We start from the raw sequence: 25804 nt of genomic DNA, 5'->3' as shown, positions 1-25804 counted from the left end.
TACCTGACTGACCAACTACTCCCCATACAGGGGGATGTCGGAATCAGCTATCGCGGACTTCGTCACGTCGTTCATTCCCGACACGGCCACGCACGCCGAACCCGTGCGCGGGCGCGTCGTGATGAGCAAGCGCCGCATCGTACTCGCGACCGACAGCGACCGCATCACCATTCCCCTCAAGGGCGTCTTCGACGTCCAACACGACACCGCGCCCGGCGACCTCGCGGAGTTCTTCGACGACACCGTCACCGTCGCCTACGAGCGCGACGGCGAGCGCCACGTCGCCGTCATCGAGGGCGCCGGCGACACCGTCGAACGATTCGTCATCCTCGTGTTCAAGGGCTTGCTGAACGGGTCGGCGGCCCACGTCAAACACCCCGCGCGCCGCGGCGGCCGAATCACCGACCAGCCCTTCGAATCGGCGAAACTGGCCGTCTCACCGGGCACTGTCGAACTCCGAGGGGACGCCGCCACCGAAATCGACGTCTCCACGGTCACGCACTTCGAGCGCGTCGAGCGCGAACTCGGCGGGAGCACGCGCCAACTGCTCTCCGTGCGCCACATGGGGGCGACCGGCGCCGTGACCACCGAAATCGCGCTCGACTCCGGGCGGGAGATGAACCTCCTCGGGCGGTTCATCCGCCTGCGGTACACGAAACTCAAGCAGGAACTGGCGGACGTCGAACTCACCGACGAGGAAATCGAAGCGCTGATCGCCATCTACTCCGGCGGCTCGAACGCCGACCTCGCGACCGTCCTCGGCGTCGACGCGAGCCAGCTCACGATGTTCCTCAACGACCTCATCGAGAAAGCACTCGTCCGCGACGACGACGGCGTCCACCTCACGTCGATGGGCCGGGCCGCTGTCAGCGAACACATCGAAGACGTCAATATGTAGCCGGGCCGCTGTCAGCGAACACATCGAAGACGTCAATATGTAGCCGGCTCGGCAGTCCGCGGCGCCGAACGGCGCGCTACTCCTCGTTGATTGCTTCGCTGGCGATGTTGCGGCCACGGGTCTTCATCGTGACCTCGCGGCGCTTGCGCACCTCTTCGAGCACGTCGACTTCGATGAGCCGGTCGAAGATGGACTCGACTTCGTCGACGTCCATCCCGAGGAAGTCCGGAATCTCGAACGACGACACCCCCGAGTACACCGCCATCAGCACGCGCTTCTCCGTCTCGGAGAGCTCCACCGACCCCTGACTCTTCTCGGCTTCCTTCGTCAGCAGCGACTCCAGAATCGAACACGTGTGCGAGTCACTGGAGAAGTACGTCTGCACGCTCGTGTCCTCGACGGTGTGCTCGACTTTCAGCACGGGGCTCTTCTCGCCTTGCACGTCCAAGGAGGCGGCCTCGGCGGAACCGACGTCGTCGAGGTCCACGGAGACGAACGACCCGTTCTGCATCGCGACGCTCAACTGTTCGTCGTCGACTTTGATTCGCGCGCGCTCGAAGGACTCGTCTTGCACGACCCCGCCTTTCACCGCCGGGTGTTTTACCAGCAGTTCCGTCTGGTCGAGCAACGCGCCGTAGAGTTTGGTCTCGAACTGCTCGGTGTTCTCCCCCATCGAGATCAACACGACGCTCTCGGAGCTCATCCGAATGCTCACGTAGTCGCTGACCTTCGCGACCGTCTGATTGACGTCGTGGCGGCCGCTCAGTCCCGACACGTCCGACAGCGGGAGACTCCGCTTCCCGTCGTTGCCCGCGAGGACGACGCGCTTGTTCGACAAGAGGATGCGGCCGTTCGTCCACTCGGCGTCCTTCATCCGGCGCCCCTCCTTGACCGCCTGCAGGAACTTACCCGCGCCGTCGGCTATCTTGTACTCGGACTCGCTCATTTCGCCTCCTCCAGCGGACGTGCGGGCGTCCCGACCCCGTCGCTTGTCTGCCTGCCCGACGCGTCCGTACTCATTACTTGCGGAACTTATTCCGCTGGCGCATATAACGTTTTGCGTGCGATTCTCGGATTTGAAATCGGGATACGGGACTGGCGCCCTCCCATCGACGCCCCGTCAGGAGTGGCCGCCGAGCTTCGAAATCGCGGAGAACGCCCGCCGCCGCACCTCCGCGTTCTCCGTCTCGTCGACGAGCTTCTCGAGGCGCTTGCGCGAGCGGTCGCCGCCGACCTTCCCGAGCGCGAACGCCGCCATCGCGACCGCGTCCTCGCCGTACTCGTCGGTCTCGATGACCTCCAGCAGCGCCGTCTCCACCATCCGACCGCCGATTTCCGCCAGCCCCGTGGACGCGAACTGCGAGATGAGCTCGTCGTCCTCGCCGAGCACGTCACGGAGCGCCTCCACGGCGTCTATCTTCGTCGACTTGTCGCCCGCGACGCGACCGAGCATCCACACCGCGTTCCGGCGCTGGTGAATCTGGGTGCCCTCGTCGATAATCTCCACCAGCGACGCCACGATGGAGGGGTCGCTTCGCGCGGCCATCCGGTCGACGATGGTCTCCCGGAGTTCGTGGCTGCGGTCCGGCGGGACGTTCGACAGAATCTCGATGAGCGAGAACACCGCCGCGCGACGCACCAAGTCGCTCTCGTCGCCCAACCGCTCGACGAGCGCGTCGACGGGCTTGGCGTTCTCGAACTGGCCGAGCGAACTCACCGCTGTCCGGCGCATCTCCTCGCTGTCGTCGTCGACGACCTGCAACAGCCCCTGCAGGGCTGTCGGACCGTTCAGCCGACCGAGCGATTCGGCGGCCTCCCGGCGCACCCCCAGTGGCTGCCCGTCTAAGTGTTCGACGAGCACGCCCGCGACTGAGGGGTCGCCGACCCGACCGAGCGCGCGCGCAATCCGCGCACGGACCTCCGGATGCGGTTCTGCCTGCAGTCGCTGAGCAAGCGGCTTCGCCGCGTCCTCGACGCCCAACAGCCCCAGCACGTTCGCGGACGCCATCCGCAGTTCCACGGTGTCGGCGCCCAGACGCTCAACGAACGCCTCGGCCTGCGCCCACGTCGCCCCGCTCTCGGGGACGGACTGCCCAAGCCCCTTCATCAGGGCCTCGACCGCTTCCTGTTGCGTGAGCGCGTCGATGGCTGTCGCACGCACTGCCGGGTTCTCGTCGCTCATCGCCTCCACGAGCGCGTCCAACCCCTCCGACTCCGGCTCGTCGAGGTTGCCCAGAATCTCGGCTGCGCGGCGCCGAACCGTCTCCTTCTCGCTCTCCCGGAGCAGTTCGACGAGCTTCTCGACGTCACCGGAGCGTTCGAGCCCGTACAGCGATGGCACTACCGAAACGCTACGGAGAGAACGCATAAGTTGGTGTCGGTGGCTCGGGCCGACACCTCCCCCGGAACCCACGCGAGACTGTTCGACGCGCCAACAGGAGGGCCCAAGCGACATATACGCCGGTCGCATAGGCGCGGCCATGAGCGAAGACGACGATTCGACGCCCAGTGACCCTCCGGAATCCGCCCCCGAGGGAGACGACGAAGGCCCACTCGGCATCTCTCGACGGACAGTGGTCGTCGGCGCCGCCGGTATCGGCCTCGGATCGGTGCTCGGCGTCGGCTACGCCGTGCTCGGCGGGTCGAACGGGAACCAGAGTCGTGCCATCGAACCGGAACAGCCCGACGAAGACGGGACGGCGTCGCTCGGTGAACTCCACTACATCCTCGAAAACAGCGGCACGGAGGGCGCCCGCCTCGACGTCACGGAATTCGTCTACTACAGCGACGACGACACCGTCAGAATCTCCTATCGGACGCGCGCCGGCGAGGTCGAGGACGTCCCACCGCAGCGCCAGCACGTCCGGGAAGTCGGTCAGATGGTTCGCATGTACGCCGAGTACGTCGCGCAGGGCGGCGACAAGGCCGACGTCATTCACGCCCACATCGAGAACCCCAGCGAGCCCGCCGAACAGCCCGACGGCTACCTCGTGCGCCGCGAGTGGGTCGAGAAGTACAACAGCGGCGAATGGGACGGGAACAAGACGCTGAACACGGTGTTCGGTAGCTCCTACACGGACGAGGCGCTCGCGAACGAGACCGCGGACAACTCCACGACGGCCGCCCCGACGAACGCCTCCGAGTAGCGTTTCGGTCTGTTCTGCTGTCGCTATCGCTGTTCGACGAGAGTCACGCGCAAAAAGTAAAGAATCGAGCGGAGCCGATTACAGCGGAACCGTGCTGCCTTCATCGCCAACGAGCGAGTCAGGGATCTGCAGGTTCGCGTAGCGCTGCGAGCCGGATTCCGTCGTAATCGTCAGTTCAACGTTCGCGCTCTCACTGAGGAGCCCGAGTTGGCTGTTGTCGTACGTCCCACTGGAATCGAGGGCACCAGCAACAGGCTGGCCGACCCCATTCCCAGTATTATTGTAGGCCTGCTGAAGCGGGATGATGATCTCGTATCGATCGCTTTCGGAGGTCATCACCGTGTCGTCACTTTCTGCAGTAATCTTCCCGACGAAGTAACCGGGTTCACCGTTCCCGTCTGCTTTAATTTGGTCTGGGCTTCCAGTATTGTCTACGGTAATCGGTGCCTCAGCCTCACTTGCATGGACGAGGTTCGCGAAGGAATCCCCACCGACGTACTGAATGCTCAGTCCCGAGAGGTCAATGTCGCTGGCTCCCGGTGACTTCTGAACGGCCAGCCGGATAGTGTGAGCCTTCGGCGTATCGGTTGTATTATTGAAGTCCGTGAAATTCTGTACAGTGGACTGATCAGTCGTATTGGCGACGATTTGTGTCGTTCCGGATGTATTGGCAATATCACCGACAGCGCCGATGATATTGATGTTGTTTGCGACCTGGTCGGTACTGTCCTGTCCGGTGTCCTCGGCCTGCGTCTGGAGGACACCTGCGGTGTTGATGAGGACGCCGGCGGCGATTGCGGCGACTAGGACCATCGCGATGAACACGATGAGCGTCCCAATCCCCACCTGACCGCGTGCTTCCTCGTCGTTGATGAATTCAAACATTATTCTGGATTAGAGTTGCACCGAGCTGCCACCCTCACCGATGAGGGAGTCAGGAACCTGCAGATTCGCGTACCGCTGCGAACCGGATTCCGTGGTAATCGTTAGTTCGACGTTTTCGCTCTCCTCGAGGAGGCCAAGGTCGCTGTTGTCGTAGCCCTGATAATTCGAGGCCGAGTCATTAATCTGCTCGACGCTTTCAATGTATTGGCCCGCTGCTTTAGAACCAGAACTGATAGCAGCACTCGAGTTGTAGACCTGCTGGAGCGGGATGACGATCTCGTAGCGGTCGCTCTCGCTTGTCATCACCGTGTCCGTCTCCGTGTCCGCCGTAATCGCTTGTACGAAGTACGCAGCAGTGCCTTCACCCTTCACCCACGGCCCGTCAGAGAAGCTATCGGATGCGTTGATCGCAGGGGCTTTCGCCTGGGTGTGGTGGATTAGGTTCGCGAAGGAATCCCCGCCGACGTACTGGATGCTCAGCCCGGAGAGATCGATGTCACCCGCGCCGGGCGACTTCTGGACGGTCAAGCGGAGCGTGTGGACCTCCGAGTCACTAAGTTCTGTGTTGAAGTCGGAAATATTGTTGCTAGCGTTGACGATCGCAGTATCAGTTGCACTCGCGTTCGCAACATCACCGACTGCGCCGATGATGTTGACGTTGTTTGCGACCTGGTCGGTACTGTCTTGGCCGGTGTCCTCGGCTTGCGTCTGGAGGACACCCGCGGTGTTGATGAGGACGCCGGCGGCGATTGCGGCGACTAGGACCATCGCGATGAACACGATGAGCGTCCCGATCCCCACCTGACCGCGTGCTTCCTCGTCGTTGATGAATTCGAACATTGTTGTGGTTTCGTTGCCCCGTTCCCGAGACGGGCACCTGGGGCTCACTCCTATCGAATCCGGAACTACACTAAAAGGTACGCCCCCGGTTATCAGCCGTGAAAACGCCGGTAACCGTCCGCTAAGAGCTAAACACCCGGGAGTCGTGTTGGCGTATATGGGCGACGGAGTCGATTTCGAGGCTGTCAGGCATCGCGTGAAGCTACGCCAGGACACCGGTACGGAGCGATTGTTCGAGAACCGGGACGGAGTGGCGTGTCCGGCCTGCGGCGAGGCGTTCACGGAGGCGCTGGCAACGACCGAGCGCACGTGTCAGCTATCTCCCGGTCCGGACGTCGACGTCTGTATCGTACGGGAGGCAAATCGTATAATTATCTTCACGCACGCGTAGCGGGCACGATTATACGAATTGGTAACCGTGGGGGAAACCTTTTATAGCTACTTGGCACGTCTTGGGCCACGAATGCTGGGTACGCTTCGAAAACTGCTCGGCCGGGGGTCGGAGCAGCCGGCAACGGACGGCGGCACCGACACCGGCCGGTTCTCCTTCGGCGGCCAGGACAGACACGCGGCGGCGGTCCGCGACGGCTACGAAATCGAGAGCGCTCGCCTCGACGCGGGCCTCCCCGAGGAGGCTCGCGACCACCTCGGCGGACTCCTCGACGAGACTGGCCCGGAACCCGCGACGTACGTGCCCGCCTACGAAGCCGCGGGTGTGGACGCTGCGGGGTTCGTCTCCGCACACGACGCCGCCGTCGACGGCGTCGTGCGTTCGGTGTTCGACCGGCTCCGCGAGGAGGGCCTTGACGAGCAAGCACTCGACCGCGCGGAAGCCGAACTGCAGACGGGACTGGACGCCGTGGTACAGAACGCGGCGGCCGGCGTCGACGCCTTCGGCGGCGGTGGTGGTGGCGACGAGCTGAACGTCGAGGACGACGAACTGCTGGATGGCGTCGGCGTGCCGGTGTTCATGCTCGACGCCGATGGTGAGGTCGTCGCGTGGAACGAGGCGCTCGCGGACCTCACGAGGTGTTCGGCCGAGGAAGCAATCGGTATGAGCCACGCCAGCGAGGGATTCTATCCGGACGGGCGTCGCGTCCAGACGCTCGCGGACAAGGTCATCGAGGCGCCGGAGACCGCGGACCGCGAGTTCGGCGTCGACCACGCCGCTACCGGCGACGGCTACGTCGACTCCAGCACGATGGTGACCGCCGACGGCGAGGAACGCGAAATCCGATTCACGGCGTCGCCGATATTCGACGACGGGGAGCTGGTCGCTGTCGTCGAGACCGTCGAGGACCGGACGGAGGACGTCAAGCGCACGGAGGCCGTCGAGGACCTCGTCGCGGAGCTCAGTTCGACTATCGACGCGCTGTCGAACGGCCACTTGGAGCAGCGCGCGTCCTTCGAGCACGACGGTATCATCGACGAGCGACTGCTCGGCGTCGTCGACGACCTGAACGGAATGGCCGACGAGTTCGAGCGCCTCGTTGGGCAGGTCGACGGGCGGACGCAGGAACTGGCGGATTCGATTCGTCGTGCGACCGACGACGCGAACGAGATCGCGGAGACGGTCGACGAGCAAAACGAGATGCTGTCGGACGCCGCCAGCGAGATGCAGAACTTCTCGGCGAGCATGCAAGAAGTCGCGGCCAGCTCCGACCAGGTCGCGGCCGCCGCCGAGCAAGCCCAGACCGCCGCCGAGAACGGTCTCGACGCCAGCGAGGGCGCGAGTCAGGCGACGGACGAGGTCATCGAGATCAGCGACGACCTCGTGGACAGCGTCTCCGAACTCGAGGAGAAGATGGACGAGATCGAGGACGTCGTGGACGTCATCGCGGAGGTCGCCGACCAGACGAATCTGCTGGCGCTCAACGCGAACATCGAGGCCGCGCGCGCCGGCGAGGCCGGCAGCGGCTTCGAAGTCGTCGCCGACGAGGTCAAGCAGTTGGCGAACGAGACCCGCGAACACACCGAGCGCATCGCGGGCAGCATCGACGACGTGCAACAGCAGGCCAACGAGACCGTCCTCGCCGTCGAGGAGTCCCACGAACAGATTTACCGCGCGGGCGACGAAATCGACGACGCGCTGACGGCACTCGAAGAAATCGCGGACGCGGTCGACGAGGCGGCCACCGGAATTACGGAGGTCGCGCGCGCGAACGACGAACAGGCGAACACCGTCGAGGACGTCATCATCACCATCGAGGAAGTCCAAGACCAGGCCGAGCAGGCGGCGGACGCGTCCCAGCGCATCGTCGACGCGACCCGCGAGCAGTCCGAGACGGTGCAGGAACTGGACGAGAGCGTCGACCAGTTGACGTCCAGTGACGAGCAGCTCATCGAGGAGACCGAACGATGACCCTGAACCCACGCGAGTACGACCCCGAGGAACTGCGCAGTGCCGCCCGTCAGAGCGACGGCCAGAACATCCGCGAGCTCAAAGAGCGGCTCACGGAGCACGAGCAGACCGCCGACGAGGCGGTCCGGTCGAGCCAGCTCAAGCAGCTGCTGTTCATGCACTCGAGCGCGAGCGAACAGAACCTCCAGCGGCCGTACTTGGAGACGATGCCGGGGAAGTACGCGGCCGAGATTACGCTGTTCGAGTGGCTGGAGTTCCTCTTGGAGCGCGGGGGCGTGAAGCGCTCGTTGAACGCCATCGACTACTACGAGTCCATCGGCTGGGTCGGCGAGAGCGCCGCCGAGGAACTGCGCGACCACGTCCGTGGGTTCGCGGGGCCGGCCGACGAGGAGTCGCACTCGGACTTCGAGATGACCGACCACGTGCTCAGTCTCGTGTTCATCGCGCGCCTCGCGTCGATGGAGTGACCGCTCGACAGACCACCGGCTGTTTCTGAGCGAGTTGGCTGCTTCTCCCGTCTTCTGCGGCCGTTTCACGTCGCTTCGACGGCCGCAGGTACTGCGATACCAATTGTTCGTTTTGAGAACTGGGGGAGAACATTAATTACGTCGGGAGCACCTGTATCACTCCGAATGAAGTTTATCCACCTCACCCCGGCTGCGCTCGTCTTCGTTCAGTTCGGGGCGCTGGCCGTCGGGATGGCCAGTTGGCTCGACGACGACGAGGAGGGGTCGGGGGACTCCGGCGGCGGCGACGACGACGAGTTCGGCGTCGACGACGAGGAGTTCGACGACGACTTCGACGACGAGTTCGGGTCGTTCGACGATATGGACGGCGGCGGGGGCGGTGGTGCGGGCGCCCAAGATTCGTCCGTGAACGAGCTCGAACACCGTATCGAGGAACTCGAAACCGAAGTGTCGAACGTCGCGTCGAAAGCCAACACTGTCCGCAGCGAGAACGAACAGATCAGTGAGAGCGTCGAGGACGTCGAAGAGAACGTCCGGAAGCTCTTAGAGATATACGAAATGGTGACCCGCGGGGTCAATCCGTTCGTCGACGACGTCAACGCCGACGCGATGGGCGGTGGCGGCGCCGACAGTTTCGGCTTGTTCGACGACGAGGACGGCGGTGGCGACGACGCCGCCGACGACGACCTCGACGCGGACATTACGGACGCCGACGCCGACGACTTCTTCGAGGACGACGCGTTCGACGAGGAAGACGACGAGATGGGGGGCCTCGAAGACGACTTCGAGGAGGACGACGAGATGGACGACTTCGAAGAGGGCGGATTCGAAGAGGACTTCGACGACGGCGACGACGAGATGGGGGAGTTCGGCGAGTTCGACGAAGAGGACGACGACGAAATGGACGACTTCGGCGGCGACGACGACGCCGAGACGGGCGGCGACGGCACGTCCTTCGAAGAACTCAAAGAAGAGTACGAGTCCGGTGACGCCGACTGGGCCGAGGAGGACGAAGCCGAACCGGCGCCGGACGACGCACCGAGCGACGACGAGCCGGCGACCGTGGAAGCCGACGACTCGGAACTTGGCTTCGACGACTCCGACCTCGAAGCGGAGGCCGAGGCAGCCGACGATACGGACGATGTCGGTGAGGACGAGTCCGAAGACGGGTTCGAGTTCGAAGAAGAGGAACCAGCGGAGCCCGAGAGCGTCGACGAGAGCGGTGGCAGCGCGCCCGCCGCACCGGGACTCGGGTTCGCTTCGGACGGCGACGAACCGCACCTCTCGGAGCCGCCGACGGGCTACCTCGCGGACGTCGTCGCCCTGGAGTGGCTGGACTACTTGCTCTCGGAGTTCGGGCCGAAGAACACGGTCCGGACGCTGAACTACTACGAGCGCATCGGCTGGATCGGCGAGCCGGTCCGAGACCACCTCTTCGACTACCTCGAAGGGCTGACCGACTCGGACTACCTCTACCGCGAGGAGTTCGGGACGACGGACCTCACGATGGACGACCACTTAGAGAGCCTCGACTACATCGACGAGTTGGCGAGCGAGAACATCGAGCGCGCCATCGTCGACCGCTTCGACGACCTCCATAGGAATGGGATTCAGCGTTAGTGGCTCCGCGGCAATCCTGTTCATTGCCGCGTTCATCAGTGTCGGCATCCTCTACTCGGCGGCGTACAACGGGTACGAGCGCGTCCAGGACGCCGACGACAGCTACGACGATCGGATGCTCGAACAGCGCAACACCGTCGTGAACGTCACTAACGCGACGTACAACGCCAGCGGGGAGGAGAACGTGGCGGTGAGCGTGACCAACGAGGGGTCGACGACGCTGTCCGTCAACGAGACCGACATCCTCGTCGATGGCGAGTTCCAGCCGCGGGACAGGTACGTGGACTGGGACGTCGAGGGACAGACGAACACGACGCTATGGCTGCCGGGAGAGACCTACAACGTGACGCTCGCCGCGGGCACCAGCGGGTCCCGCGTGAAGGTCGTGACCGCGGGCGGCGTCACGGCGACCGCGGAGGTGGCCTGAATGGCGAGTGTCTCCTCGTCGACGCTCATCATCTTCATCGCGAGCATCCTCGTGGCGGCGTCGGTCGCCGGAACGATGACAAACGGCGTCCAGCGGCTGAGCAGCGCGCTGGGCGACCGGAGCGTCGACGTCAGCGAGCAGATTCGGACGGACATCGAACTCATCAACGACCCCGCGTCGCCGTCCTCGATTTACGCGGACGGGAACGTGACGCTGCTCGTGAAGAACACGGGGTCGAAGGCGTTACCGGCGAGGCCGGGGACGTTCGACGTCCTCGTGGACGGCCGGTACGTCCCGCCGTCGAACGTGACGGTTCTCAACGGCGGCCGGTGGCAGACTGGAGACGTCGCGCGGGTGACGTTGGAGCAGAATCTCTCCGCCGGCGACCACCGCATCTTGGTGACCGTCAACGGTGACGAAGAGCTGCTGGAGTTCAGAACATCATGAGCACGCGAAACCTCTACTCGCTCGGGCTGGACGAACACGACCGACTGAACAACGAACTCGGGGGCGGCATCCCGGGAGGGAGCATCGTTCTCGTGGAGGGCGACTACGGTGCGGGGAAGTCCGCGCTGAGCCAGCGGCTCACCTACGGTCTCTGCGAGGAGGAACACTCGGTGACGCTGGTGTCGACGGAGCTGACGGTACGCGGGTTCATCGACCAGATGCACTCGCTGAGCTACGACGTCGAGGAACACCTCCTGAACGAGAATCTGTTGTTCTTCCAGGCGGACGTCGACTCGGGCGGCAGCACGCTGCGCGGGAACGACGAGGGGAACCGCAAGCAGTTGCTCAAGCGGCTGATGGAGGCCGAGAAGATGTGGGAGGCCGACGTCGTCATCGTCGACACGTTCGACGCCATCCTCCGGAACGACCCGAAGTTCGAGGCGCTCGTTCGGCAGAACGAGGAGCGCCAGGCCGCACTGGAAATCATTTCCTTCTTCAGGGACTTGGTTTCGAAAGGAAAGGTCATCGTTTTGACCGTGGACCCCAGTACTGTAGACGAAGAGGCGATTGGTCCGTTCCGCTCCATCGCGGACGTGTACTTCGAGTTACAGATGGCGGAGGTCGGCAACGACGTCCGCCGCTCTATCGCGGTGCGTCGCTTCGCCGGGATGGGCGAGCAGGTCGGTGACACGATCGGCTATTCGGTGCGGTCCGGGACCGGCATCGTCATAGAGAGTCGGAGCGTAGCGTAAGGGGAGCACACACTTATGGCAGACCACGGGAGCCGCCAGATCGGGCACGAGTTGCGGGAGACCGCGAGTCGGAACACCCATCTGCGCGAGTACCTCCAGCGGTTCAAGCAGTTCACGGGGGAGTTCCCGGAATTTATCGACGAACCCGACGACGAGTGGGAGGCGGACAAGCCGAACGTGCTGTATCCGGTCGGCGGCCCGATTTACTGCCACGTGTACGGCGACCTCGGGAAGGACACGAAGTACTACACCATCGAGCCGGAGCTCTCCGGTCCGGAGGGTGCGGTGTTCGATCAGGTCCGCGAGCGCATCCTCGAGAAGTCCGTGAACAAGCCGGCGCCCGAGCAGGAAGCCGAGTACGACGACCGCATCGAGGAGCTACTTGAGGAGACGGTCCGCATCAACGACGACGACGAGGGCGGCGTCTTCCAGCGGATGCGCACGCTCCCGAACAACCTCGGGTCGCTGGTCCGGAACTTCGACGCGTCCGACATCGCCGACCGGATGGTCAGCGACGAGCGCGGACAGATGTCGCTCGACTCCGGGGACCTCTCGGGGAAGCAAGTGAAGGCGGGCGCGCGCCGCGTTGCCACCGCGCCCAGGCAGGCCGCCCGCCAGTTCCGCGCGGCGGCGCCGCTGGTCCGGGACGCCCTCGAAGAGGCGTTCGGGTTCGGGCGGATTCCCGTCACGCAGTCGACCTACGAGAACATCCGCTACCAGTTGAACCGCGACATCGTCGGCTTCGGGCCGCTCGAACCGGTGATGCGTGACCCCTACAACGAGGACATTCACGTTATCGGCCCGAGTCACTGCTACGTCGACCACGGGACGTTCGGAATGTTGGAGACCACCGTGGACTTCGGGACGCCCGACGAGTTCGACGGCTGGCTGCGGAACATGGGCGAACGCATCGGCGACCCGGTCTCCGACAGCGACCCCATCGTGGACTCCACGCTCCCGGACGGCTCCCGTGTGAACATCATCTACAGCGACGACGTCTCCCTGAAGGGGCCGTCGCTGACGATTCGTCAGGGCGACGAGGTGCCGCTGTCCGTCGGCCAGATTACGAACTGGGGGACGCTCTCCCCCGAGTTGGCGGCGTACCTCTGGTTGTGCTTGGAGAACGAACAGACGGTGTTCGTCGTCGGGGAGACGGCGTCCGGGAAGACGACGACGCTGAACGCCATCATGTCGTTCATCCCGCAGGACTCCAAGATTTACACCGCGGAGGACACCGCCGAAGTGCTGCCGCCCCACGACACGTGGCAGCAACTGCTCACCCGGGAGGGGCAGGGCGAGAACTCCGCGGACGTGGACATGTTCGACTTGGTCGCGGCGGCGCTGCGTTCCCGCCCCGACTACATCGTCGTCGGTGAGGTGCGTGGCGAGGAGGGTCGGATGGCGTTCCAGGCCGCCCAGACCGGCCACCCCGTGATGCTCACCTTCCACGCCAGCGACATCGTCTCGATGATTCAGCGCTTCACCGGGGAGCCGATCAACGTCCCGGAGACGTTCATGGACAACGCCGACGTGGCGCTGTTCCAGAACCGCGTCAAGCAGGGCGACGACGTGCTGCGCCGCGTCACCTCCGTGCAGGAAATCGAGGGCTACTCCAAGGAGATGGGCGGTGTCGTCACCCGGCAGGCGTTCTACTGGGACCCCGTCGAGGACGAGATTGTCTTCCAGGGTCGGAACAACTCCTACGTCCTCGAAGAACAGATTGCGACGCTGCTGGGGTACGCCGACACCCGCGAGATTTACGACGAACTAGACTTCCGCGCGGACATCATCGAGCGCATCATCCAGGAGGACTTGACCGGGTACCACGAGTTCAACGAGACCATTCAGTCGTTCCAGCGGGACGGCATCGAGGGTCTGCCGTTCACCATCACGCGCGGGTTCTAGTATGGCCGCGGAGGACGTCGACGTCGAGCCGACTGGGACGCTCGAAGACATCGAGTTCGGCGACCTCGTCGACTCCGTCGTCGAGTCCTACCGCGAGATGTCGATGCCGGCGTACACGTACGCGTTACTCGTCATCGTGCCGTCGGTGGTCTTCCTGTTCGCGTCCATCGCGGCCGCGTTCGTCGTCGACCTGCCGATGTTCATCGCCGTCCCGATTCCGATGCTGGGCGCGCTCGCGCTCGTGACGGCGGTCCTGTACCCGAAAATCAAGCGCGACCAGCGCCGCACGCGCATGGAGAACCGCTTCCACCTGTTCGTCACGCACATGACCATCCTGTCGACGACGAACATCGACCGCGTGGAGGTGTTCCGACGGATGGGCGCCGAGGCGGAGTACGGGCCGCTTGCCGAGGAGTCCCGTCGCATCGTGCAACTCATCGACGCGTGGAACCAGAGCCTCGACGACGCCTGTCGGATGCGCGCGAACAAGGTACCCAGCGACCTCGTGGCGGACTTCCTCGACCGGTTGGCGTACACCATCAACTCCGGTGAGAGCCTCGAGGCGTACTTGACCTCCGAGCAGGACGCCATCATCCGGAACTACGCGACCGTCTACGAGGGACAACTGGAGAACCTACAGGTGATGAAAGACCTCTACCTGTCGATGGTGTTGTCCGTGACGTTCGCGCTGGTGTTCGCGACCGTCCTCCCGATTCTCTCGGGGACGAACCCGACGATGACGGTGTCGGCGGTCGTCGTGTTGTACTCGTTCATCCAGATCGGGTTCCTGTACGCCATCTACACGGTCGCGCCCAGCGACCCGCTGTGGTACTTCCCGGAGAACCGGACGACGTGGGCGGAGTGGCGCCTCCGCATCGCGACGGGCCTCGGCGTCGGACTGGCGCTGGCGCTCGTGGCGGGGACTGTCGCGGTGTTCCTCGGGTGGACGAGCATCGACCCGCACAGCGTGCCGCTGCCGATGTACGCGGCGGTGCCGACGACGCCGCTGCTCATTCCGGGGTTGGTCGCGCGCGCCGAGGAGAAGCGCGTGAAAGACCGCGACGACGCGTTCACGAACTTCATCCGCGCGCTGGGCGCCAGCGAGACGGCGCGACAGACGACCACCACGCGCGTGCTGGAGACGCTGCGGAACAAGAACTTCGGCGCGCTCACCGACCTCATCGACGACCTCTACAAGCGCCTGAACCTCCGTCTGGACGCGTCGAAGGCGTGGCGGTACTTCACCGCGGACGCCCACTCGTACCTGATTCAGAAGTTCAGCGAGATGTACCTCATCGGCCGGCAGATGGGTGGCGACCCGAAGCACCTCGGCGACCTCATCTCCGGGAACATGGGGGAAGTCCAGCAGTTGCGCCAGCGCCGTAATCAGGCCGCGTCGACGATGGTCGGCGTGCTGTACGGCATCACCGCCGCGGCGACGTTCGCGTTCTTCATCGGACTGGGTATCGTGGACGTCATCTCGGGGCTGGGGTTGAGCTTCTCGAACTCCGCGCTCCCCGTCGACGACCTCATCAACACCGGCATATACGACATCCAACTCATCGAGTACTTGCTGGTGGTGACGGTGCTGGTCAACGCCGTGTTGTCGTCGCTGATGATTCGGGTGGTCGACGGCGGCCACAAGGTGAACGCGTACATCCACTTCGTGGTGTTGACGTGGATATCCTCGATAATTGGCTCGATGACACTACGGCTCGTCGAGTCGCTGCTGTCGGTCTGAGGGGAGCCACACTTATGTATCGTAGTCCGCTATCTCTCCCACGATGAACGAGGCCGGAGGCGACGGACGGGTGTTCGCCGTCGCCAGCGGGAAGGGTGGCGTCGGGAAGTCGACGACCACGGCGAACCTCGGTGTCGCGCTCGCCGACGACGGGTTCGACGTGGCCGTCGTGGACGTCGACCTCGGGATGGCGAATCTCGCCGGACTCCTCGGTGTCGAACCGGACGTGACCCTCCACGACGTGCTCGGCGGTGACGCGGCGCCCGCGGAAGCCACCTACGAGACGAACGGCCTCACGCTCGTCCCCGGTTCGACTGACTTAGACCAGTTTGCGCGCGCCGACGCCAAGTCCCTCCACCGGGTCGTGGAGTATCTCCGCGAGCGCAACGACGTCGTCCTGTTGGACGCGGGCGCGGGCCTGAGCTACGACATCGCGATGGCGATGAGCGTCGCCGACGGCGTGTTGCTCGTGACGACTGCGGAGTTGAACTCGCTGACGGACGCGACTAAGACCGGGAAACTCGTCGGAAAACTCGACAAGCCGGTCGTGGGCGCGGTGTTCACGCGCACCGGCGACGGCGGCTTCGACGACGTGGAGGGGATTGCGGCGGCGCTCGGGACGACCGACGCCGTGACCGCCAGCATCCCCCACGACGACGCGGTGAAACTCGCGGTCCGGAAGGGCCGCCCCGTCGTCGCGCTGAAGCCGGAGAGTCCGGCGGCGCGCGCGTACGACCGCCTCGCCGCGAAGCTCGCGGACAGCGTCGGCATGGAGCCGGCGGAGCCGGAGCCGACGGGCTTCGAGTGGGTCGACCCGGACACGGGCGAGACAGAGGAGCCGGCGGAATCGGCAGCGGAGGACGGTCCCGTCTACGAAATCCCGCTCGAAGACCTCATCGAGGAGGCAGGGCTGGACGCGGACGAAGAGACCTCGAAGCGCCGCGTGAAACTGTACGACCGCGTGAAGTCGAAGTTCTCGTAGCGGCAGTCAGCGTTCCGGCGTGACGATACTGTACATCACGAAGAGGTATCCCACCGTCGTGAGCACGTAGTTCGCCGTCAAAAGCGTCCGCGTGTGTTCGAAATCCGTCACGAACGCCACGATGGTGGTGCTGATTGCGGCGGCGACGACGAGAGTGAAGCCGACCGAGAGATGCATCATCGAGTGCCGACCGGTGTGGAGGTAGGCGCGAATCGCGAACGCCACCATGCTGAGGCCGGCGGTGGCGAGGGTCGCGCTGAAGACCAGGTAGATTACTTCGATGGGGCGCATGGGCGCGTGACTCGTACGCACGTCCCGCAGACCCAGTATAAAGATGTCCCTGTAATTATTATCTCGTAGAATCCCGCGCGCCGGCCGGCGCTCACTGCTCGGAGCGGAGGTCGCTCCAGACGTCCACGAGGGCGTTCTTCGCTTCGGTGCGTTCGGTGGTCTCGATTTCGGTTTCGTCGACGCCGAACTTCACCGAGATTTCGTCGACCCGCCGGCGGTACACTTTCGTGCGGCGGCCCTCGTCGGAGAGTTCCTTTCCTTCGAGTTTGAGGAGGTCGTGTTCGTTGAGCTCCTCGATGCGCCGGTAGCTCGTCGCAATCGGAATGTCGAGCTCTTCGCTGAGCTCTTGGGCCGACTTCGGCGAGTGAGTGGCTTCGAGAATCTCGGCATTGTACTTGTTGCCGAGAACCCGCAACACGTCCACCGGGTCCATCGAACTGATGATGATGATGGAGGGAAAAAAGAGTGTCGGGGTTGTCGTGTCGGGACGGCGGAAAATCGGCCGACAGAGCGGAGAGACGTTGAACAGACGACACTTCCGGCGGCGTAGACCCAACGCTTAATTCGGTCGGCGGCAGATTCGGCGGTATGACATCGGAGACGGACGTGCTGGAGTTCTCGCTCGGCGAAGACCGCTACTGCATCGACATCGCGCACGTCGACGAAATCGTGGACGCGACGGAGGACGTCACGGCGATTCCGAACGCCGACGCCAACGTGGTCGGCGTCGTCGACCTCCGCGGCGAGACGACGACGGTCGTCGACCCGCGCGTCCGACTCGGCGTCGACGGGTCGCCGGACGGCAGTCGCATCGTCGTGCTCTCCGACCACGAGAGCACGGGCCTGCTGGTCGACGACGTCCACGAAGTCGAGTCCGTCGACCCCGACGACATCGACGACTCCGCGGCCTCCGAGACGACGCGCGGCGTCATCCGGCGCGACGACCGCTTCGTCGTCTGGGTCGAACCGGACGCACTCGTCTAGTCGAGCAGGGCGTCGACGTCGGCGTGGTCGTAGAGCAGTTCCTGCATCCGGTCGACGGTGTGTTCGTCGCGGACGCGCCCGCCGCGGACGAGTTCTTCTGCGCGCTCGACGGTCGTCAGCGTGTCCGACTGCACCGAGAGAACGGGCACGCCGCTCTCTGCGGCTTTCCCGAGGACCGCGCCCGAGGGCCGGTGGCCGCCCGTGAGCACGAGACACGTTACACCGGGGGCGTCGAGGGCCGCCGTCTGGACGTCCGCGCGGTCGCCGCCCGTGATGACCGCGGCGTCTTTCGTGCGCCGGAAGTGACTCAGCGCGGCTTCCCCGCTCATCGCGCCGACGAGGAAGCGCTCGACGCGCTCGTCGGTCCCCGCGCCGTCCTCGGTGAGTACCTCGGCGCCGAGTTCCGTCGCGAGGTCTTCGACCGTCACACCCGCGAGGTCTGCGTCCCGCGGGAGCACGCCGAGCACGGGCACGTCGCGGCCGTCGAGGAACGGCGCGACGTCTGTCTCCACGTCGTCGTAGACGGCGTCCTGGACGGCGTTGAAGACGACGCCCGCGCAGCGGTCACCGAGGTCCTCGGCGGCCGCGAGCACGTCATCGACATCGCCCGGTTCGCTGTATTTCGAGAGAACGACGACCTCCGCGTCCAGTAGCTTCGCGACGTCGGCGTCGGTGAGGTCGACGATGCCGCCGGTCGCGAGGTCGTCGGCGCCTTCTACCACCATCAGGTCTTTCTCTTCGGCGAGACCGTCGAAGGCATCCCGCACGCGCTCGCGGAGTTCCGCGGGGTTCTCGCGGCCGCGAATCGCGCCCTCGACGAACGTCGGCGAGTAGACGACGGGTTCGAGTTCGTGCATCTCGGCGTCGAGCCCGAGCAGTTCGCGGGCGAGCATCGGGTCCGCGTCGAGGGTCTTCCCGACGTTGCTCTCCAGCCGGGTGCCCTTGGGCTTCATGTAGCCGACGTCGTCGCCGCGTTCGGTCGCGAGCCGCGCCAGCGCGAGCGCGACCGCGGTCTTGCCGGTGCCTGCTTCCGTGGATGTGACCAGTAGCGTGTTCATAGCTGTTCGGGGTCGATGGTGAGTCGGACGTCCAGCGCCTGCACGCCGTCCGCGGTCGCCAGCAGCGGGTTCACGTCGAGTTCCAGTATCGCGGGGAAGTCGGTGACCAGCTGGCTGAGCCGCTGGACGGCGTCCGTAACTGCTGCCTCGTCGGCCGGCTCGCGGCCGCGCGCCCCGCGCAGCAGCGGCGCGGAGTCGAGGTCGTCTAGCATCTCGTCGGCCTCGCGCTCGGAGACGGGCGCGACGCGGACGCTCGTGTCCTCCAGGACTTCGACGAAGATGCCGCCCAGCCCGAACAGCACGAGCGGCCCGAACTGGGGGTCGCGGTTCATCCCGAGAATCGTCTCCGTCCCGGCTTCGGTGTCCACCATCTCCTGCACCTGGACACCGAGCACGGTGGCGTCGGGCTGGTAGTTCTTCGCGCGCGTCACGAGGTCCTCGTAGGCGTCCCGGACCTCCTCGTCGGGGACGCCGACTTTCACGCCGCCGATGTCGGACTTGTGGAGGATGTCCGGGCTGACGATTTTCATCACGACGTCGCCCGCGATGTCGTGAGCGACCGCCTCCGCTTCTTCGGGGTGGTCGACGACATCGCCCTCGGGCGTCGGGATGCCGTAGGCGTCCAGCAGGTCCATCGCTTCGACACCGAGCCGGCGGGAGTCCCGTTCGGCTGCGGCGTCGAGAATCTCTCGGGCGCGTTCGCGGTCCACGTCGAACTCGGTCGGTTCCTCGTACTCGCGGGCCTCGACGGCGCGCTGGACGGCGAGCGCGTCGAGGCTGCTCACCGCTCGTGCGGGGTCGAAGTAGTTCGGGATGCCCGCCTCCGAGAGCGCGTCGGCCGCGGCCTCGGTGCGTTCGCCGCCCATCAGACACGCGACCACGGGCTTGCCGTGAGCCGCCTGCTTGTCGGCCAAGACCTCCGCGAGGTCGTCGAAGTCGAGGACTGCCGTGGGCGCAGCCACGACGACCGCGCAGCCGACGTCCTCGGAGCCGAGCACGGTGTCGAGTGTGTCCGTGAACCGCTCGACGCCGGCGTCCCCGAGCACGTCCACGGGGTTGTAGACATTCGCCGCGTCCGGCAGCGACTCGGAGAGCGCGTCGAGCGTGTCGTCGCCGAACGACGCCATCGAGAGCCGGGCGTCGCCGACCGCATCCGTCGCCATCACGCCCGGGCCGCCCGCGTTCGTGACGACGGCGACCTCCTCGGAGTCCGGCAGCGGGAGGCCGTCGAGAGCGCGCGCGAAGTCGAACAGCTCTTGGACGTTCTCCGCGCGCACCACGCCAGCCTGCTCGAATCCCGCCTCGTAGGCGGCCTCGCTGCCCGCGATGGTCCCCGTGTGCGAGGACGCGGCCTGCGCGCCGGCCTCCGTGCGGCCGGACTTCACGACGACCGCGGGCGTGTCCTGCGTGACCTCGCGGGCGGTGTCGATGAACTCGCGGCCTGACTCGATGCCTTCGAGGTAGCCGAGGACGACGTTCGTCTCCGGGTCGTCGTGCCACTGCCGGAGGAAGTCGGTCTCGTCCATGACGGCCTTGTTCCCGAGGCTGACGACGTCCTTGAAGCCGATTCCCTGGTCGTTCGCCCAGTCCAGTACGGCCGTGATGAACGCGCCCGACTGGCTCATGAACGACAGCGAACCCGGGAGCGCGTTCGACGGGCCGAACGTCGCGTTCATGTTCGACGGCGTGGAGAGCACGCCGAGGCTGTTCGGGCCGACGAGGTCGAGGTCGTAGTCGTCGGCGACGGCCGCGAGTTCGCGCTCGCGGTCGGCGCCCTCGCTGCCGGTCTCGCTGAATCCCGCGGTGATGACGACGACGTTCCGGACGCCCGCCTCGCCCGCGTCGCGGACCGCGTCGACCACCACCGACGGCGGGACGACGACGACCGCGAGGTCGGTGTCGGGGGCGGACTGGAGGTCCGGGTAGCAGTCGTAGCCCAGCACTTCGTCGCGGCCCGGGTTGACGGCGACGACGGCGCCGTCGAAGTCAGCGAGGTTCGTCACGATGGCGCGACCGATAGACCCCTCTCGGTCGGTCGCACCGACGACGGCGACTCTGTCGGGCGCGAACAGCCCGCTTGCGTCGTCTTCCATCTTCACGTGGACCGACGCCCAGCAGAGGCATAAAAGCGTCCGCGGCTCCCGCGAAACGAGAACCCTACTCGCCCGAGCCGGCGCTTCCCGAGTCAGCGAGCCGGTCCTCGTACTTCGCGATCGCCTCGTCGAGGGCGGCTCCGGCGTCGTAGTCGAGTTCGTCGGCGAGCGCGAGCAGGCAGAACAGGGCGTCCCCGAGTTCGTCGCGGTCGACGTCCGCGTCCGAATTTGCCCCGTAGTCGGTGGATTCGTTGACGTTCTTCGCGAGTTCACCGACCTCGCTGGTGAGGTCGAGGACGCGGTTGGCTGGCGGTGCGTGGAGCTCCTCGTCGTCGAGGAACGCGGCGACACGGGCTTGTTCGTCCATACGCCGAGGGGTGAGACCGAACCACCTTCACTCGCACGGTTTAGGCTTTCCAAAAAATTGTTTCTCGAAAGAAAAGAACTATTCGCGCGACGTTCGTGTTCTCGGATATGGAACTGACGGGAGCGCTCGCGTTCGTGTTCTTCGCGGGCCTGCTGACGGATCTCGCCACCGGCCTCGGGGCACTCCCGTTCTTCTTCGTCGACGACGTCGACGACCGCTGGCGCGTCGCCCTCTGGGGACTGGCCTCCGGCATCATGCTGTCGGCGTCCGGGTTCGGGCTGTTCCGCGAAGGCCTCAACTACGGCACCCCACTCGACGTCGGCGCGGGCGCGCTCGTCGGCGTCGCGCTCGTCGTCGCGGCGCGCCGCGTCATCGACGACCACGAGTTCGAACCCCGCGAAATCGCGCAAGCCGACTTCGAGAAGCTCGTGCTCGTCGCGGGCGTGCTCACGGTCCACTCGTTCCCGGAGGGCGTCGCCGTCGGCGTCTCCTTCGCCGACATGGGGCTGGAGGGCGGCTACCCGATTTTGGGCTTCTCCGTGCCCCTGCTCGCCGTCTTCATGACCATCGCCATCTCCATCCACAACATCCCGGAGGGGCTGGCGGTGTCGATTCCCCTCCACGAGCACGGCGCGCGCCACTGGAAGCTCGTCGGCGTCGCCGTGTTCACGAGCATCCCCCAGCCAATCGGCGCGGTGCTGGCGTTCGCGTTCGTCCAGTTCGCGCGCCCGCTGCTCCCCATCGGCTACGGGTTCGCCGGCGGCGCGATGGTCTACCTCGTGCTCACCGAGTTCATCCCCGAAGCGCGCGAAGTCGGTCGCCGCCTCCCGAACGGCGGCCACCGCGAACTGCTCGTCGGGCTGGTCGTCGGCGTGCTCGCGATGCTCCCGCTGCTCGTCGCGTAAGCGATTTGTCCCCGCCCTGCGACGGTTCGGGCGTGTTCGACACCGGGGACCGCTGGCTGGTCGCGTGGAGTCTCGGCTACGCCGCCGTCGGCGCCGCGTCCGTGCTCGTGCCGCTGTACGCCATCGCGCTCGGCGCGGACGCGTTCGTCGTCGCCGTCGTCGCCGCGACCGCCGCCTTCGCCGGCATCCCCGGCGCGCTCGCGTGGGGCGCCCTCGCCACCCGCACCGGTCGCTACCGGCCATTCCTCCTCGTCAGTCTCGGCCTGTCTGCCGTCTCGTTCGTCGCGCTCCCGCTCGCTGAGTCGCTGCCCGCGGTCGTCGCCGCGAACGCCGCGCTCCAGTTCGCCGTCGCCGCGGCCGCGCCCGTGCTCGCGCTGCTGGTCGTCTCCGGCCACCCCGACGCGGAGTGGGACCGCCGCATCGGCGTGCTGAACGCGTGGCAGGGGTACGGCTGGCTCGCCGGCCTGCTCGTCGGCGCGGCGTGGACCACGGTCGCCGGCCAGTACACGGCCGCAGTCACCGCCCACCGCTGGTTCTTCTACGTCTGCGCGGCGGCGTGCGCGCTCGCCACCGTGCTCGCGTGGCGCTGGCTGCCCGACCGCCCGGACATCTCCGCGGTGCGGTTCGGTCGCGCCACCGTCTCCATCGAGCGCCTCCAGCGCGGCGCGGGTCGAGCCGCCCGACTCGCGCCGTTCTCCGGCGTGCGGTCGTTCTGGGCGCTCCGCCGGCTCGACCCGCGCGCGCTCGCCGCCCGACTGACGCCGCCGCTCTCGGGCTACCTCGCAGCCGCGACGCTGTTCTTCACGGGGTTCGCAGTGTTCTTCGGCCCGCTCCCGTCGTATCTCGCGACCGACCTCGGCCTCGGGTCGGGGAGCGTGTTCGCGCTGTTCCTCGTCTCCAGTGCGGCCTCCGCGGTCGCCTACGAGCGCGTCGGCGCGCTGGCCGCGGCGCGCAGCCCGGAAGTCGTCCAGACCGTCGCGCTCGCTGCGCGCGTCGTCCTGTTCCCGGCAGTCGCGTTCGCAGCCGTGCTCGGTGCGCTCGCGCTCCCGGGACTGGTCGTGCTGTTCGTCGCAGTCGGTCTGACGTGGGCGGTCGTCGCCGTCACCGGCACGACGATCGTCGCGCGACTCGCGCCGCCCGCGGTCCGCGGCGACGCGCTCGGCGCGTACACCGCACTCGGCGGACTCGGCACGGCAGTCGGCAGCGTCGTCGGCGGTCTCCTCGCCACAGAACTCAGCTACGTCGGCGCGTTCGCCGTCGCTGGCGGGCTCGTACTCGCAGGAGCGGTAGTCGCGGCGGCGACCCGCCGGACTACAGAATGATGGACTTCTTTCGGACGAACTCGTGGATGGTGGAGTCCAGTCCTTCGCGGCCGATGCCGGAGTCCTCGTTCCCGCCGAACGGGATGTCACCGAGACCGTGGGAGGGCGCGCCGTTGATGCGGACCGCGCCCGCGTCGATGTACTCGGCCATCCGCATCGCGCGGTCGTAGTCGCTCGTGAACACGCACGCGTCCAGCGCGAGGTCCGACCGGTTCGCGATTTCGAGGGCTTCCTCGTCGTCCTCGAACGTCGTCACCGCGCAGACGGGGCCGAACTGCTCCTCGTCCACGATGCGCGCGTCCTGCGGGACGTCCGCGAGCAGCGTCGGCTCGAAGACGTGGACGCCCTCCTCCTGCTCGTGGCGGTCGCCGCCGCGCACGACCGTCGCGCCGCGGTCGACGGCGTCATCGACCAGTTCCTCCACCCAGTCCGCCTGGTCTTCGCTGATGAGCGGGCCGAGGTCGGTGTCCTCGTCGAAGAGGTCGCCCTGCACCCAGTCGTCCATCCCGGCGTCGATGCGCTCGACGAGGTCGTCGTGGACGGACTCGTGAGCGAGCACGCGCGAGATGGCCGAACAGCGCTGGCCGGCGTACTTCAGCGACCCCTTCGCGGCCGCGCCGGCGGCCTCGTCGAGGTCCGCGTCCTCGAAGACGACAGCGGGCGCGTTCCCGCCGAGCTCCATGTGGAGGTTTACCATCCCGGACTCGTAGGCGACGTGCTTGCCGGCGCCCGACGAGCCGGTCATCGCGATGGCGTTCACGCGGTCGTCGCCGGCGAGTTCGTCGCCGATGACGCTGGCCTTCCCCGGCACGAAGTTGAACGCGCCGTCGGGCAGGCCCGCAGCGTCGACGATTTCCGCGAGGATGGCGGCGCTGACGGGCGTCTTGCTCGCGGGCTTCAGGACGACCGCGTTGCCCGCGGCCAGCGCGGGCGCGACCTGCAGCGCCGTCGTCGCCAGCGGGTAGTTGTACGGCGTGATACAGAGCACGGCGCCGACCGGCTCGTGTTTCACGATGGCCTCCCAGCCCTCGTGGCCGCTGGTGGTGCCCTCGCGGTACTCGCCCTTGAGGTGGCGAATCTCCTCTTTCGCGCGCTCGAAGCGCTCGGCGGCGCTGTCGACCTCCCCGCGGGCCGAGGAGATTGGCTTGCCGGCCTCGCGGACGATGACTTCCGCGAGTTCGGTCTTGCGGTCGCGCAGGCCGTCGGCGATGGCCTGCAGCCACTCGCAGCGCTGGGGAATCGTCGTGTCTCGGAGCGTCGCTTTCGCGTCCTCGGCGGCGGCGAGCGCGCTGTCGGCAGCGTCCACGTCGGCCGCGGCGACTTCGGCGAACGTCCCGCCGTCGGCGAGGTCGGTGACGGGGAAGGTGTCCGGCCCCGTGACCCACTCGCCGCCCACGTACAGCCGCTCCCGGCGACGGATGGCCTCTCGTTCCATACACGTGGGTTGGCACGCCCGCGGTAAAGACTTTACTCAAATTCGTATTAACGCCATCCGTCGGCTTTTTGCCCGCTGCGCGCCGACTCCGCGGCGTGCAGACACCGACCGTCGCCGCCTGTCAGACCGACCTCGCGGACCTCGACCCGCCAGCGAACCTCGCCACCGTCGGCGAGCGCCTCGCCGGCCTCGACGACCACGTCGACGTCGCCTTGTTCCCCGAGTACGCCCTCACCGGCTTCGTCGCCGACGAACGCGCCTACGACACCGCGCTCGCTCGCGACGGCGACGAACTCGACCGACTCGCCGCGTCGGCCGCCGACTACGACGTGAGCGTGCTCGCCGGGTTCGTCGAAGACGCCGGCGACGACTACTACAACACCGTCGGCTACGTCACACCCGACGGCGACCGCACCTTCTACCGGAAGCGCAACCTCTGGGGCGGCGAAGCCGACGTGCTCGCCGCCGGTGACGAGGCCGTGACGGTGTCGACGCCCGCTGGCGAGACGGGCATCGTGACCTGCTACGACCTCAACTTCGTGGACGTCAGCGCCGAGTTCGCCCGCGAGCGCGTCGACGCCCTCTTCGTCGTCGGCGCGTGGCCGGGCGCGCACAGCGAGAACTGGCGACTCCTCCTGCGCGCCCGCGCCCTCGACGGCGTGCGCTGGGTCGTCGGCTGCGGCCGCACCGGCCGCCGCGAACTCCCCGACGCCCGCGCCGTCGACTACGCCGGCGCGTCCGCTGTCGTGCGACCCGACGGCGCCGTCAGCGCCGCGCTCAACCGCGACGAACGCACACTCGTCGCCGACCTCGACCGCGAGATTCTGGCAGAACAGCGCGAGTTCGTCGGCGTGTTCGACGGAGCGTGAACGCCGCC

General features: G+C 66.3%; 26 protein-coding genes. 16 read left to right on the top strand and 10 right to left on the bottom strand.

Annotated features, from left to right (window positions below):
• Positions 1-34 precede the first annotated feature (34 nt).
• Complete coding sequence (locus tag AVZ66_RS05455; protein WP_058982573.1) at positions 35-898, top strand: CheF family chemotaxis protein; 864 nt, start codon at positions 35-37, stop codon at positions 896-898.
• A gap of 76 nt (positions 899-974) precedes the next feature.
• On the opposite strand, the gene cheF1 is transcribed toward AVZ66_RS05455, so the two are convergent.
• Complete coding sequence (gene cheF1 / locus AVZ66_RS05450) at positions 975-1844, bottom strand: chemotaxis protein CheF1 (protein WP_058982571.1); 870 nt, start codon at positions 1842-1844, stop codon at positions 975-977.
• A 174-nt stretch (positions 1845-2018) separates the two neighbouring features.
• Positions 2019-3239 (bottom strand): HEAT repeat domain-containing protein, encoded by a 1221-nt coding sequence (locus AVZ66_RS05445; RefSeq protein ID WP_058982569.1) that lies wholly within the window; start codon positions 3237-3239, stop codon positions 2019-2021.
• A 139-nt stretch (positions 3240-3378) separates the two neighbouring features.
• On the opposite strand from AVZ66_RS05445, the gene AVZ66_RS05440 reads away from it, so the two are divergent.
• Positions 3379-4044: a hypothetical protein gene (locus AVZ66_RS05440; protein WP_058982567.1), complete on the top strand. Its 666-nt coding sequence runs from the start codon at positions 3379-3381 to the stop codon at positions 4042-4044.
• A 78-nt stretch (positions 4045-4122) separates the two neighbouring features.
• Here AVZ66_RS05440 and AVZ66_RS05435 read toward each other — a convergent pair whose 3' ends face one another.
• Both AVZ66_RS05435 and AVZ66_RS05430 read right to left on the bottom strand, forming a co-directional pair.
• On the bottom strand, positions 4123-4929 hold the full coding sequence (locus AVZ66_RS05435; protein ID WP_058982565.1) for an archaellin/type IV pilin N-terminal domain-containing protein: 807 nt from the start codon (positions 4927-4929) through the stop codon (positions 4123-4125).
• Positions 4930-4938: 9 nt separating this feature from the next.
• Complete coding sequence (locus AVZ66_RS05430) at positions 4939-5769, bottom strand: archaellin/type IV pilin N-terminal domain-containing protein (RefSeq protein ID WP_058982563.1); 831 nt, start codon at positions 5767-5769, stop codon at positions 4939-4941.
• A gap of 157 nt (positions 5770-5926) precedes the next feature.
• Between AVZ66_RS05430 and AVZ66_RS05425 the strand changes: the two genes are divergently transcribed.
• The 10 genes from AVZ66_RS05425 (at position 5927) to minD (ending at position 16472) form a co-directional block, all read left to right on the top strand.
• Positions 5927-6160 (top strand): hypothetical protein, encoded by a 234-nt coding sequence (locus tag AVZ66_RS05425; RefSeq protein ID WP_058982561.1) that lies wholly within the window; start codon positions 5927-5929, stop codon positions 6158-6160.
• A gap of 72 nt (positions 6161-6232) precedes the next feature.
• Positions 6233-8131 (top strand): methyl-accepting chemotaxis protein, encoded by a 1899-nt coding sequence (locus tag AVZ66_RS05420; protein WP_058982560.1) that lies wholly within the window; start codon positions 6233-6235, stop codon positions 8129-8131.
• Positions 8128-8598, top strand: a complete 471-nt coding sequence (locus AVZ66_RS05415) for a FlaD/FlaE family flagellar protein (protein ID WP_058982558.1) — start codon at positions 8128-8130, stop codon at positions 8596-8598. The genes AVZ66_RS05420 and AVZ66_RS05415 overlap by 4 nt, the downstream gene beginning before the upstream one ends.
• Before the next feature lie 165 nt (positions 8599-8763).
• Positions 8764-10218: a FlaD/FlaE family flagellar protein gene (locus AVZ66_RS05410; protein WP_058982555.1), complete on the top strand. Its 1455-nt coding sequence runs from the start codon at positions 8764-8766 to the stop codon at positions 10216-10218.
• Positions 10202-10645, top strand: coding sequence for a fla cluster protein FlaF (locus AVZ66_RS05405; RefSeq protein ID WP_058982552.1), 444 nt, complete (start codon positions 10202-10204; stop codon positions 10643-10645). Before AVZ66_RS05410 ends, AVZ66_RS05405 begins: the two co-directional genes overlap by 17 nt.
• Complete coding sequence (locus AVZ66_RS05400) at positions 10646-11092, top strand: flagellar protein G (protein ID WP_058982550.1); 447 nt, start codon at positions 10646-10648, stop codon at positions 11090-11092.
• Positions 11089-11844, top strand: coding sequence for an ATPase domain-containing protein (locus AVZ66_RS05395; RefSeq protein ID WP_058982548.1), 756 nt, complete (start codon positions 11089-11091; stop codon positions 11842-11844). Before AVZ66_RS05400 ends, AVZ66_RS05395 begins: the two co-directional genes overlap by 4 nt.
• Before the next feature lie 15 nt (positions 11845-11859).
• Positions 11860-13749: a type II/IV secretion system ATPase subunit gene (locus tag AVZ66_RS05390; protein WP_058982546.1), complete on the top strand. Its 1890-nt coding sequence runs from the start codon at positions 11860-11862 to the stop codon at positions 13747-13749.
• A gap of 1 nt (position 13750) precedes the next feature.
• On the top strand, positions 13751-15490 hold the full coding sequence (gene flaJ, locus AVZ66_RS05385; protein WP_058982543.1) for an archaellar assembly protein FlaJ: 1740 nt from the start codon (positions 13751-13753) through the stop codon (positions 15488-15490).
• Between the two features lie 43 nt (positions 15491-15533).
• On the top strand, positions 15534-16472 hold the full coding sequence (gene minD, locus AVZ66_RS05380; protein ID WP_058982541.1) for a MinD/ParA family protein: 939 nt from the start codon (positions 15534-15536) through the stop codon (positions 16470-16472).
• 6 nt (positions 16473-16478) lie between these two features.
• On the opposite strand, the gene AVZ66_RS05375 is transcribed toward minD, so the two are convergent.
• A complete protein-coding gene (locus tag AVZ66_RS05375) occupies positions 16479-16763 on the bottom strand; it encodes a hypothetical protein (RefSeq protein WP_058982539.1) in 285 nt (94 codons plus the stop codon).
• 91 nt (positions 16764-16854) lie between these two features.
• On the bottom strand, positions 16855-17196 hold the full coding sequence (locus AVZ66_RS05370; protein WP_058982537.1) for a helix-turn-helix domain-containing protein: 342 nt from the start codon (positions 17194-17196) through the stop codon (positions 16855-16857).
• 155 nt (positions 17197-17351) lie between these two features.
• Between AVZ66_RS05370 and AVZ66_RS05365 the strand changes: the two genes are divergently transcribed.
• On the top strand, positions 17352-17747 hold the full coding sequence (locus tag AVZ66_RS05365) for a chemotaxis protein CheW (RefSeq protein WP_058982535.1): 396 nt from the start codon (positions 17352-17354) through the stop codon (positions 17745-17747).
• On the opposite strand, the gene AVZ66_RS05360 is transcribed toward AVZ66_RS05365, so the two are convergent.
• The 3 genes from AVZ66_RS05360 to AVZ66_RS05350 all read right to left on the bottom strand — a co-directional run bounded on the left by AVZ66_RS05360 (position 17744) and on the right by AVZ66_RS05350 (position 21265).
• Positions 17744-18805, bottom strand: coding sequence for a phosphotransacetylase family protein (locus tag AVZ66_RS05360; protein WP_058982532.1), 1062 nt, complete (start codon positions 18803-18805; stop codon positions 17744-17746). The genes AVZ66_RS05365 and AVZ66_RS05360 overlap by 4 nt on opposite strands.
• Positions 18802-20898, bottom strand: a complete 2097-nt coding sequence (locus tag AVZ66_RS05355) for an acetate--CoA ligase family protein (protein WP_058984645.1) — start codon at positions 20896-20898, stop codon at positions 18802-18804. Before AVZ66_RS05355 ends, AVZ66_RS05360 begins: the two co-directional genes overlap by 4 nt.
• Before the next feature lie 64 nt (positions 20899-20962).
• The gene (locus AVZ66_RS05350; protein WP_058982530.1) at positions 20963-21265 is read right to left on the bottom strand and encodes a MazG nucleotide pyrophosphohydrolase domain-containing protein; all 303 of its coding nucleotides are present in this window, start codon (positions 21263-21265) and stop codon (positions 20963-20965) included.
• Between the two features lie 107 nt (positions 21266-21372).
• On the opposite strand from AVZ66_RS05350, the gene AVZ66_RS05345 reads away from it, so the two are divergent.
• Both AVZ66_RS05345 and AVZ66_RS05340 read left to right on the top strand, forming a co-directional pair.
• Positions 21373-22170, top strand: coding sequence for a ZIP family metal transporter (locus AVZ66_RS05345; protein ID WP_058982529.1), 798 nt, complete (start codon positions 21373-21375; stop codon positions 22168-22170).
• Between the two features lie 32 nt (positions 22171-22202).
• Entirely contained in the window at positions 22203-23492 is a 1290-nt protein-coding gene (locus tag AVZ66_RS05340; protein WP_082678775.1) for an MFS transporter, read from the top strand.
• Here AVZ66_RS05340 and AVZ66_RS05335 read toward each other — a convergent pair.
• Entirely contained in the window at positions 23482-24927 is a 1446-nt protein-coding gene (locus AVZ66_RS05335) for an aldehyde dehydrogenase (RefSeq protein ID WP_058982525.1), read from the bottom strand. The genes AVZ66_RS05340 and AVZ66_RS05335 overlap by 11 nt on opposite strands.
• A gap of 95 nt (positions 24928-25022) precedes the next feature.
• Here AVZ66_RS05335 and AVZ66_RS05330 point away from each other — a divergent pair, with 95 nt between their 5' ends.
• A complete protein-coding gene (locus AVZ66_RS05330) occupies positions 25023-25796 on the top strand; it encodes a nitrilase-related carbon-nitrogen hydrolase (protein ID WP_058982523.1) in 774 nt (257 codons plus the stop codon).
• Positions 25797-25804: the final 8 nt, after the last annotated feature.

Origin of the sequence: Halobacterium sp. CBA1132 (assembly GCF_001485535.1) — an archaeon.
GTDB lineage: Archaea > Halobacteriota > Halobacteria > Halobacteriales > Halobacteriaceae > Halobacterium.
Note: the sequence above shows the minus strand (reverse complement) of the source record. Positions and strands in the feature narration are given on the sequence as shown.

Excerpts from the sequence above, each read along its gene's own strand:
- cheF1 (WP_058982571.1), bottom strand. The coding sequence starts at position 1,844 with ATGAGCGAGTCCGAGTACAAGATAGCCGACGGCGCGGGTAAGTTCCTG.
- AVZ66_RS05355 (WP_058984645.1), bottom strand. The coding sequence starts at position 20,898 with ATGGAAGACGACGCAAGCGGGCTGTTCGCGCCCGACAGAGTCGCCGTC.
- AVZ66_RS05430 (WP_058982563.1), bottom strand. The coding sequence starts at position 5,769 with ATGTTCGAATTCATCAACGACGAGGAAGCACGCGGTCAGGTGGGGATC.
- AVZ66_RS05410 (WP_058982555.1), top strand. The coding sequence starts at position 8,764 with ATGAAGTTTATCCACCTCACCCCGGCTGCGCTCGTCTTCGTTCAGTTC.
- AVZ66_RS05440 (WP_058982567.1), top strand. The coding sequence starts at position 3,379 with ATGAGCGAAGACGACGATTCGACGCCCAGTGACCCTCCGGAATCCGCC.
- AVZ66_RS05455 (WP_058982573.1), top strand. The coding sequence starts at position 35 with ATGTCGGAATCAGCTATCGCGGACTTCGTCACGTCGTTCATTCCCGAC.
- AVZ66_RS05405 (WP_058982552.1), top strand. The coding sequence starts at position 10,202 with ATGGGATTCAGCGTTAGTGGCTCCGCGGCAATCCTGTTCATTGCCGCG.
- AVZ66_RS05350 (WP_058982530.1), bottom strand. The coding sequence starts at position 21,265 with ATGGACGAACAAGCCCGTGTCGCCGCGTTCCTCGACGACGAGGAGCTC.
- AVZ66_RS05365 (WP_058982535.1), top strand. The coding sequence starts at position 17,352 with ATGACATCGGAGACGGACGTGCTGGAGTTCTCGCTCGGCGAAGACCGC.
- AVZ66_RS05360 (WP_058982532.1), bottom strand. The coding sequence starts at position 18,805 with ATGAACACGCTACTGGTCACATCCACGGAAGCAGGCACCGGCAAGACC.
- AVZ66_RS05370 (WP_058982537.1), bottom strand. The coding sequence starts at position 17,196 with ATGGACCCGGTGGACGTGTTGCGGGTTCTCGGCAACAAGTACAATGCC.
- minD (WP_058982541.1), top strand. The coding sequence starts at position 15,534 with ATGAACGAGGCCGGAGGCGACGGACGGGTGTTCGCCGTCGCCAGCGGG.
- AVZ66_RS05395 (WP_058982548.1), top strand. The coding sequence starts at position 11,089 with ATGAGCACGCGAAACCTCTACTCGCTCGGGCTGGACGAACACGACCGA.
- AVZ66_RS05375 (WP_058982539.1), bottom strand. The coding sequence starts at position 16,763 with ATGCGCCCCATCGAAGTAATCTACCTGGTCTTCAGCGCGACCCTCGCC.
- AVZ66_RS05435 (WP_058982565.1), bottom strand. The coding sequence starts at position 4,929 with ATGTTTGAATTCATCAACGACGAGGAAGCACGCGGTCAGGTGGGGATT.
- AVZ66_RS05345 (WP_058982529.1), top strand. The coding sequence starts at position 21,373 with ATGGAACTGACGGGAGCGCTCGCGTTCGTGTTCTTCGCGGGCCTGCTG.
- AVZ66_RS05335 (WP_058982525.1), bottom strand. The coding sequence starts at position 24,927 with ATGGAACGAGAGGCCATCCGTCGCCGGGAGCGGCTGTACGTGGGCGGC.
- AVZ66_RS05415 (WP_058982558.1), top strand. The coding sequence starts at position 8,128 with ATGACCCTGAACCCACGCGAGTACGACCCCGAGGAACTGCGCAGTGCC.
- AVZ66_RS05420 (WP_058982560.1), top strand. The coding sequence starts at position 6,233 with ATGCTGGGTACGCTTCGAAAACTGCTCGGCCGGGGGTCGGAGCAGCCG.
- AVZ66_RS05400 (WP_058982550.1), top strand. The coding sequence starts at position 10,646 with ATGGCGAGTGTCTCCTCGTCGACGCTCATCATCTTCATCGCGAGCATC.
- AVZ66_RS05390 (WP_058982546.1), top strand. The coding sequence starts at position 11,860 with ATGGCAGACCACGGGAGCCGCCAGATCGGGCACGAGTTGCGGGAGACC.
- AVZ66_RS05425 (WP_058982561.1), top strand. The coding sequence starts at position 5,927 with ATGGGCGACGGAGTCGATTTCGAGGCTGTCAGGCATCGCGTGAAGCTA.
- flaJ (WP_058982543.1), top strand. The coding sequence starts at position 13,751 with ATGGCCGCGGAGGACGTCGACGTCGAGCCGACTGGGACGCTCGAAGAC.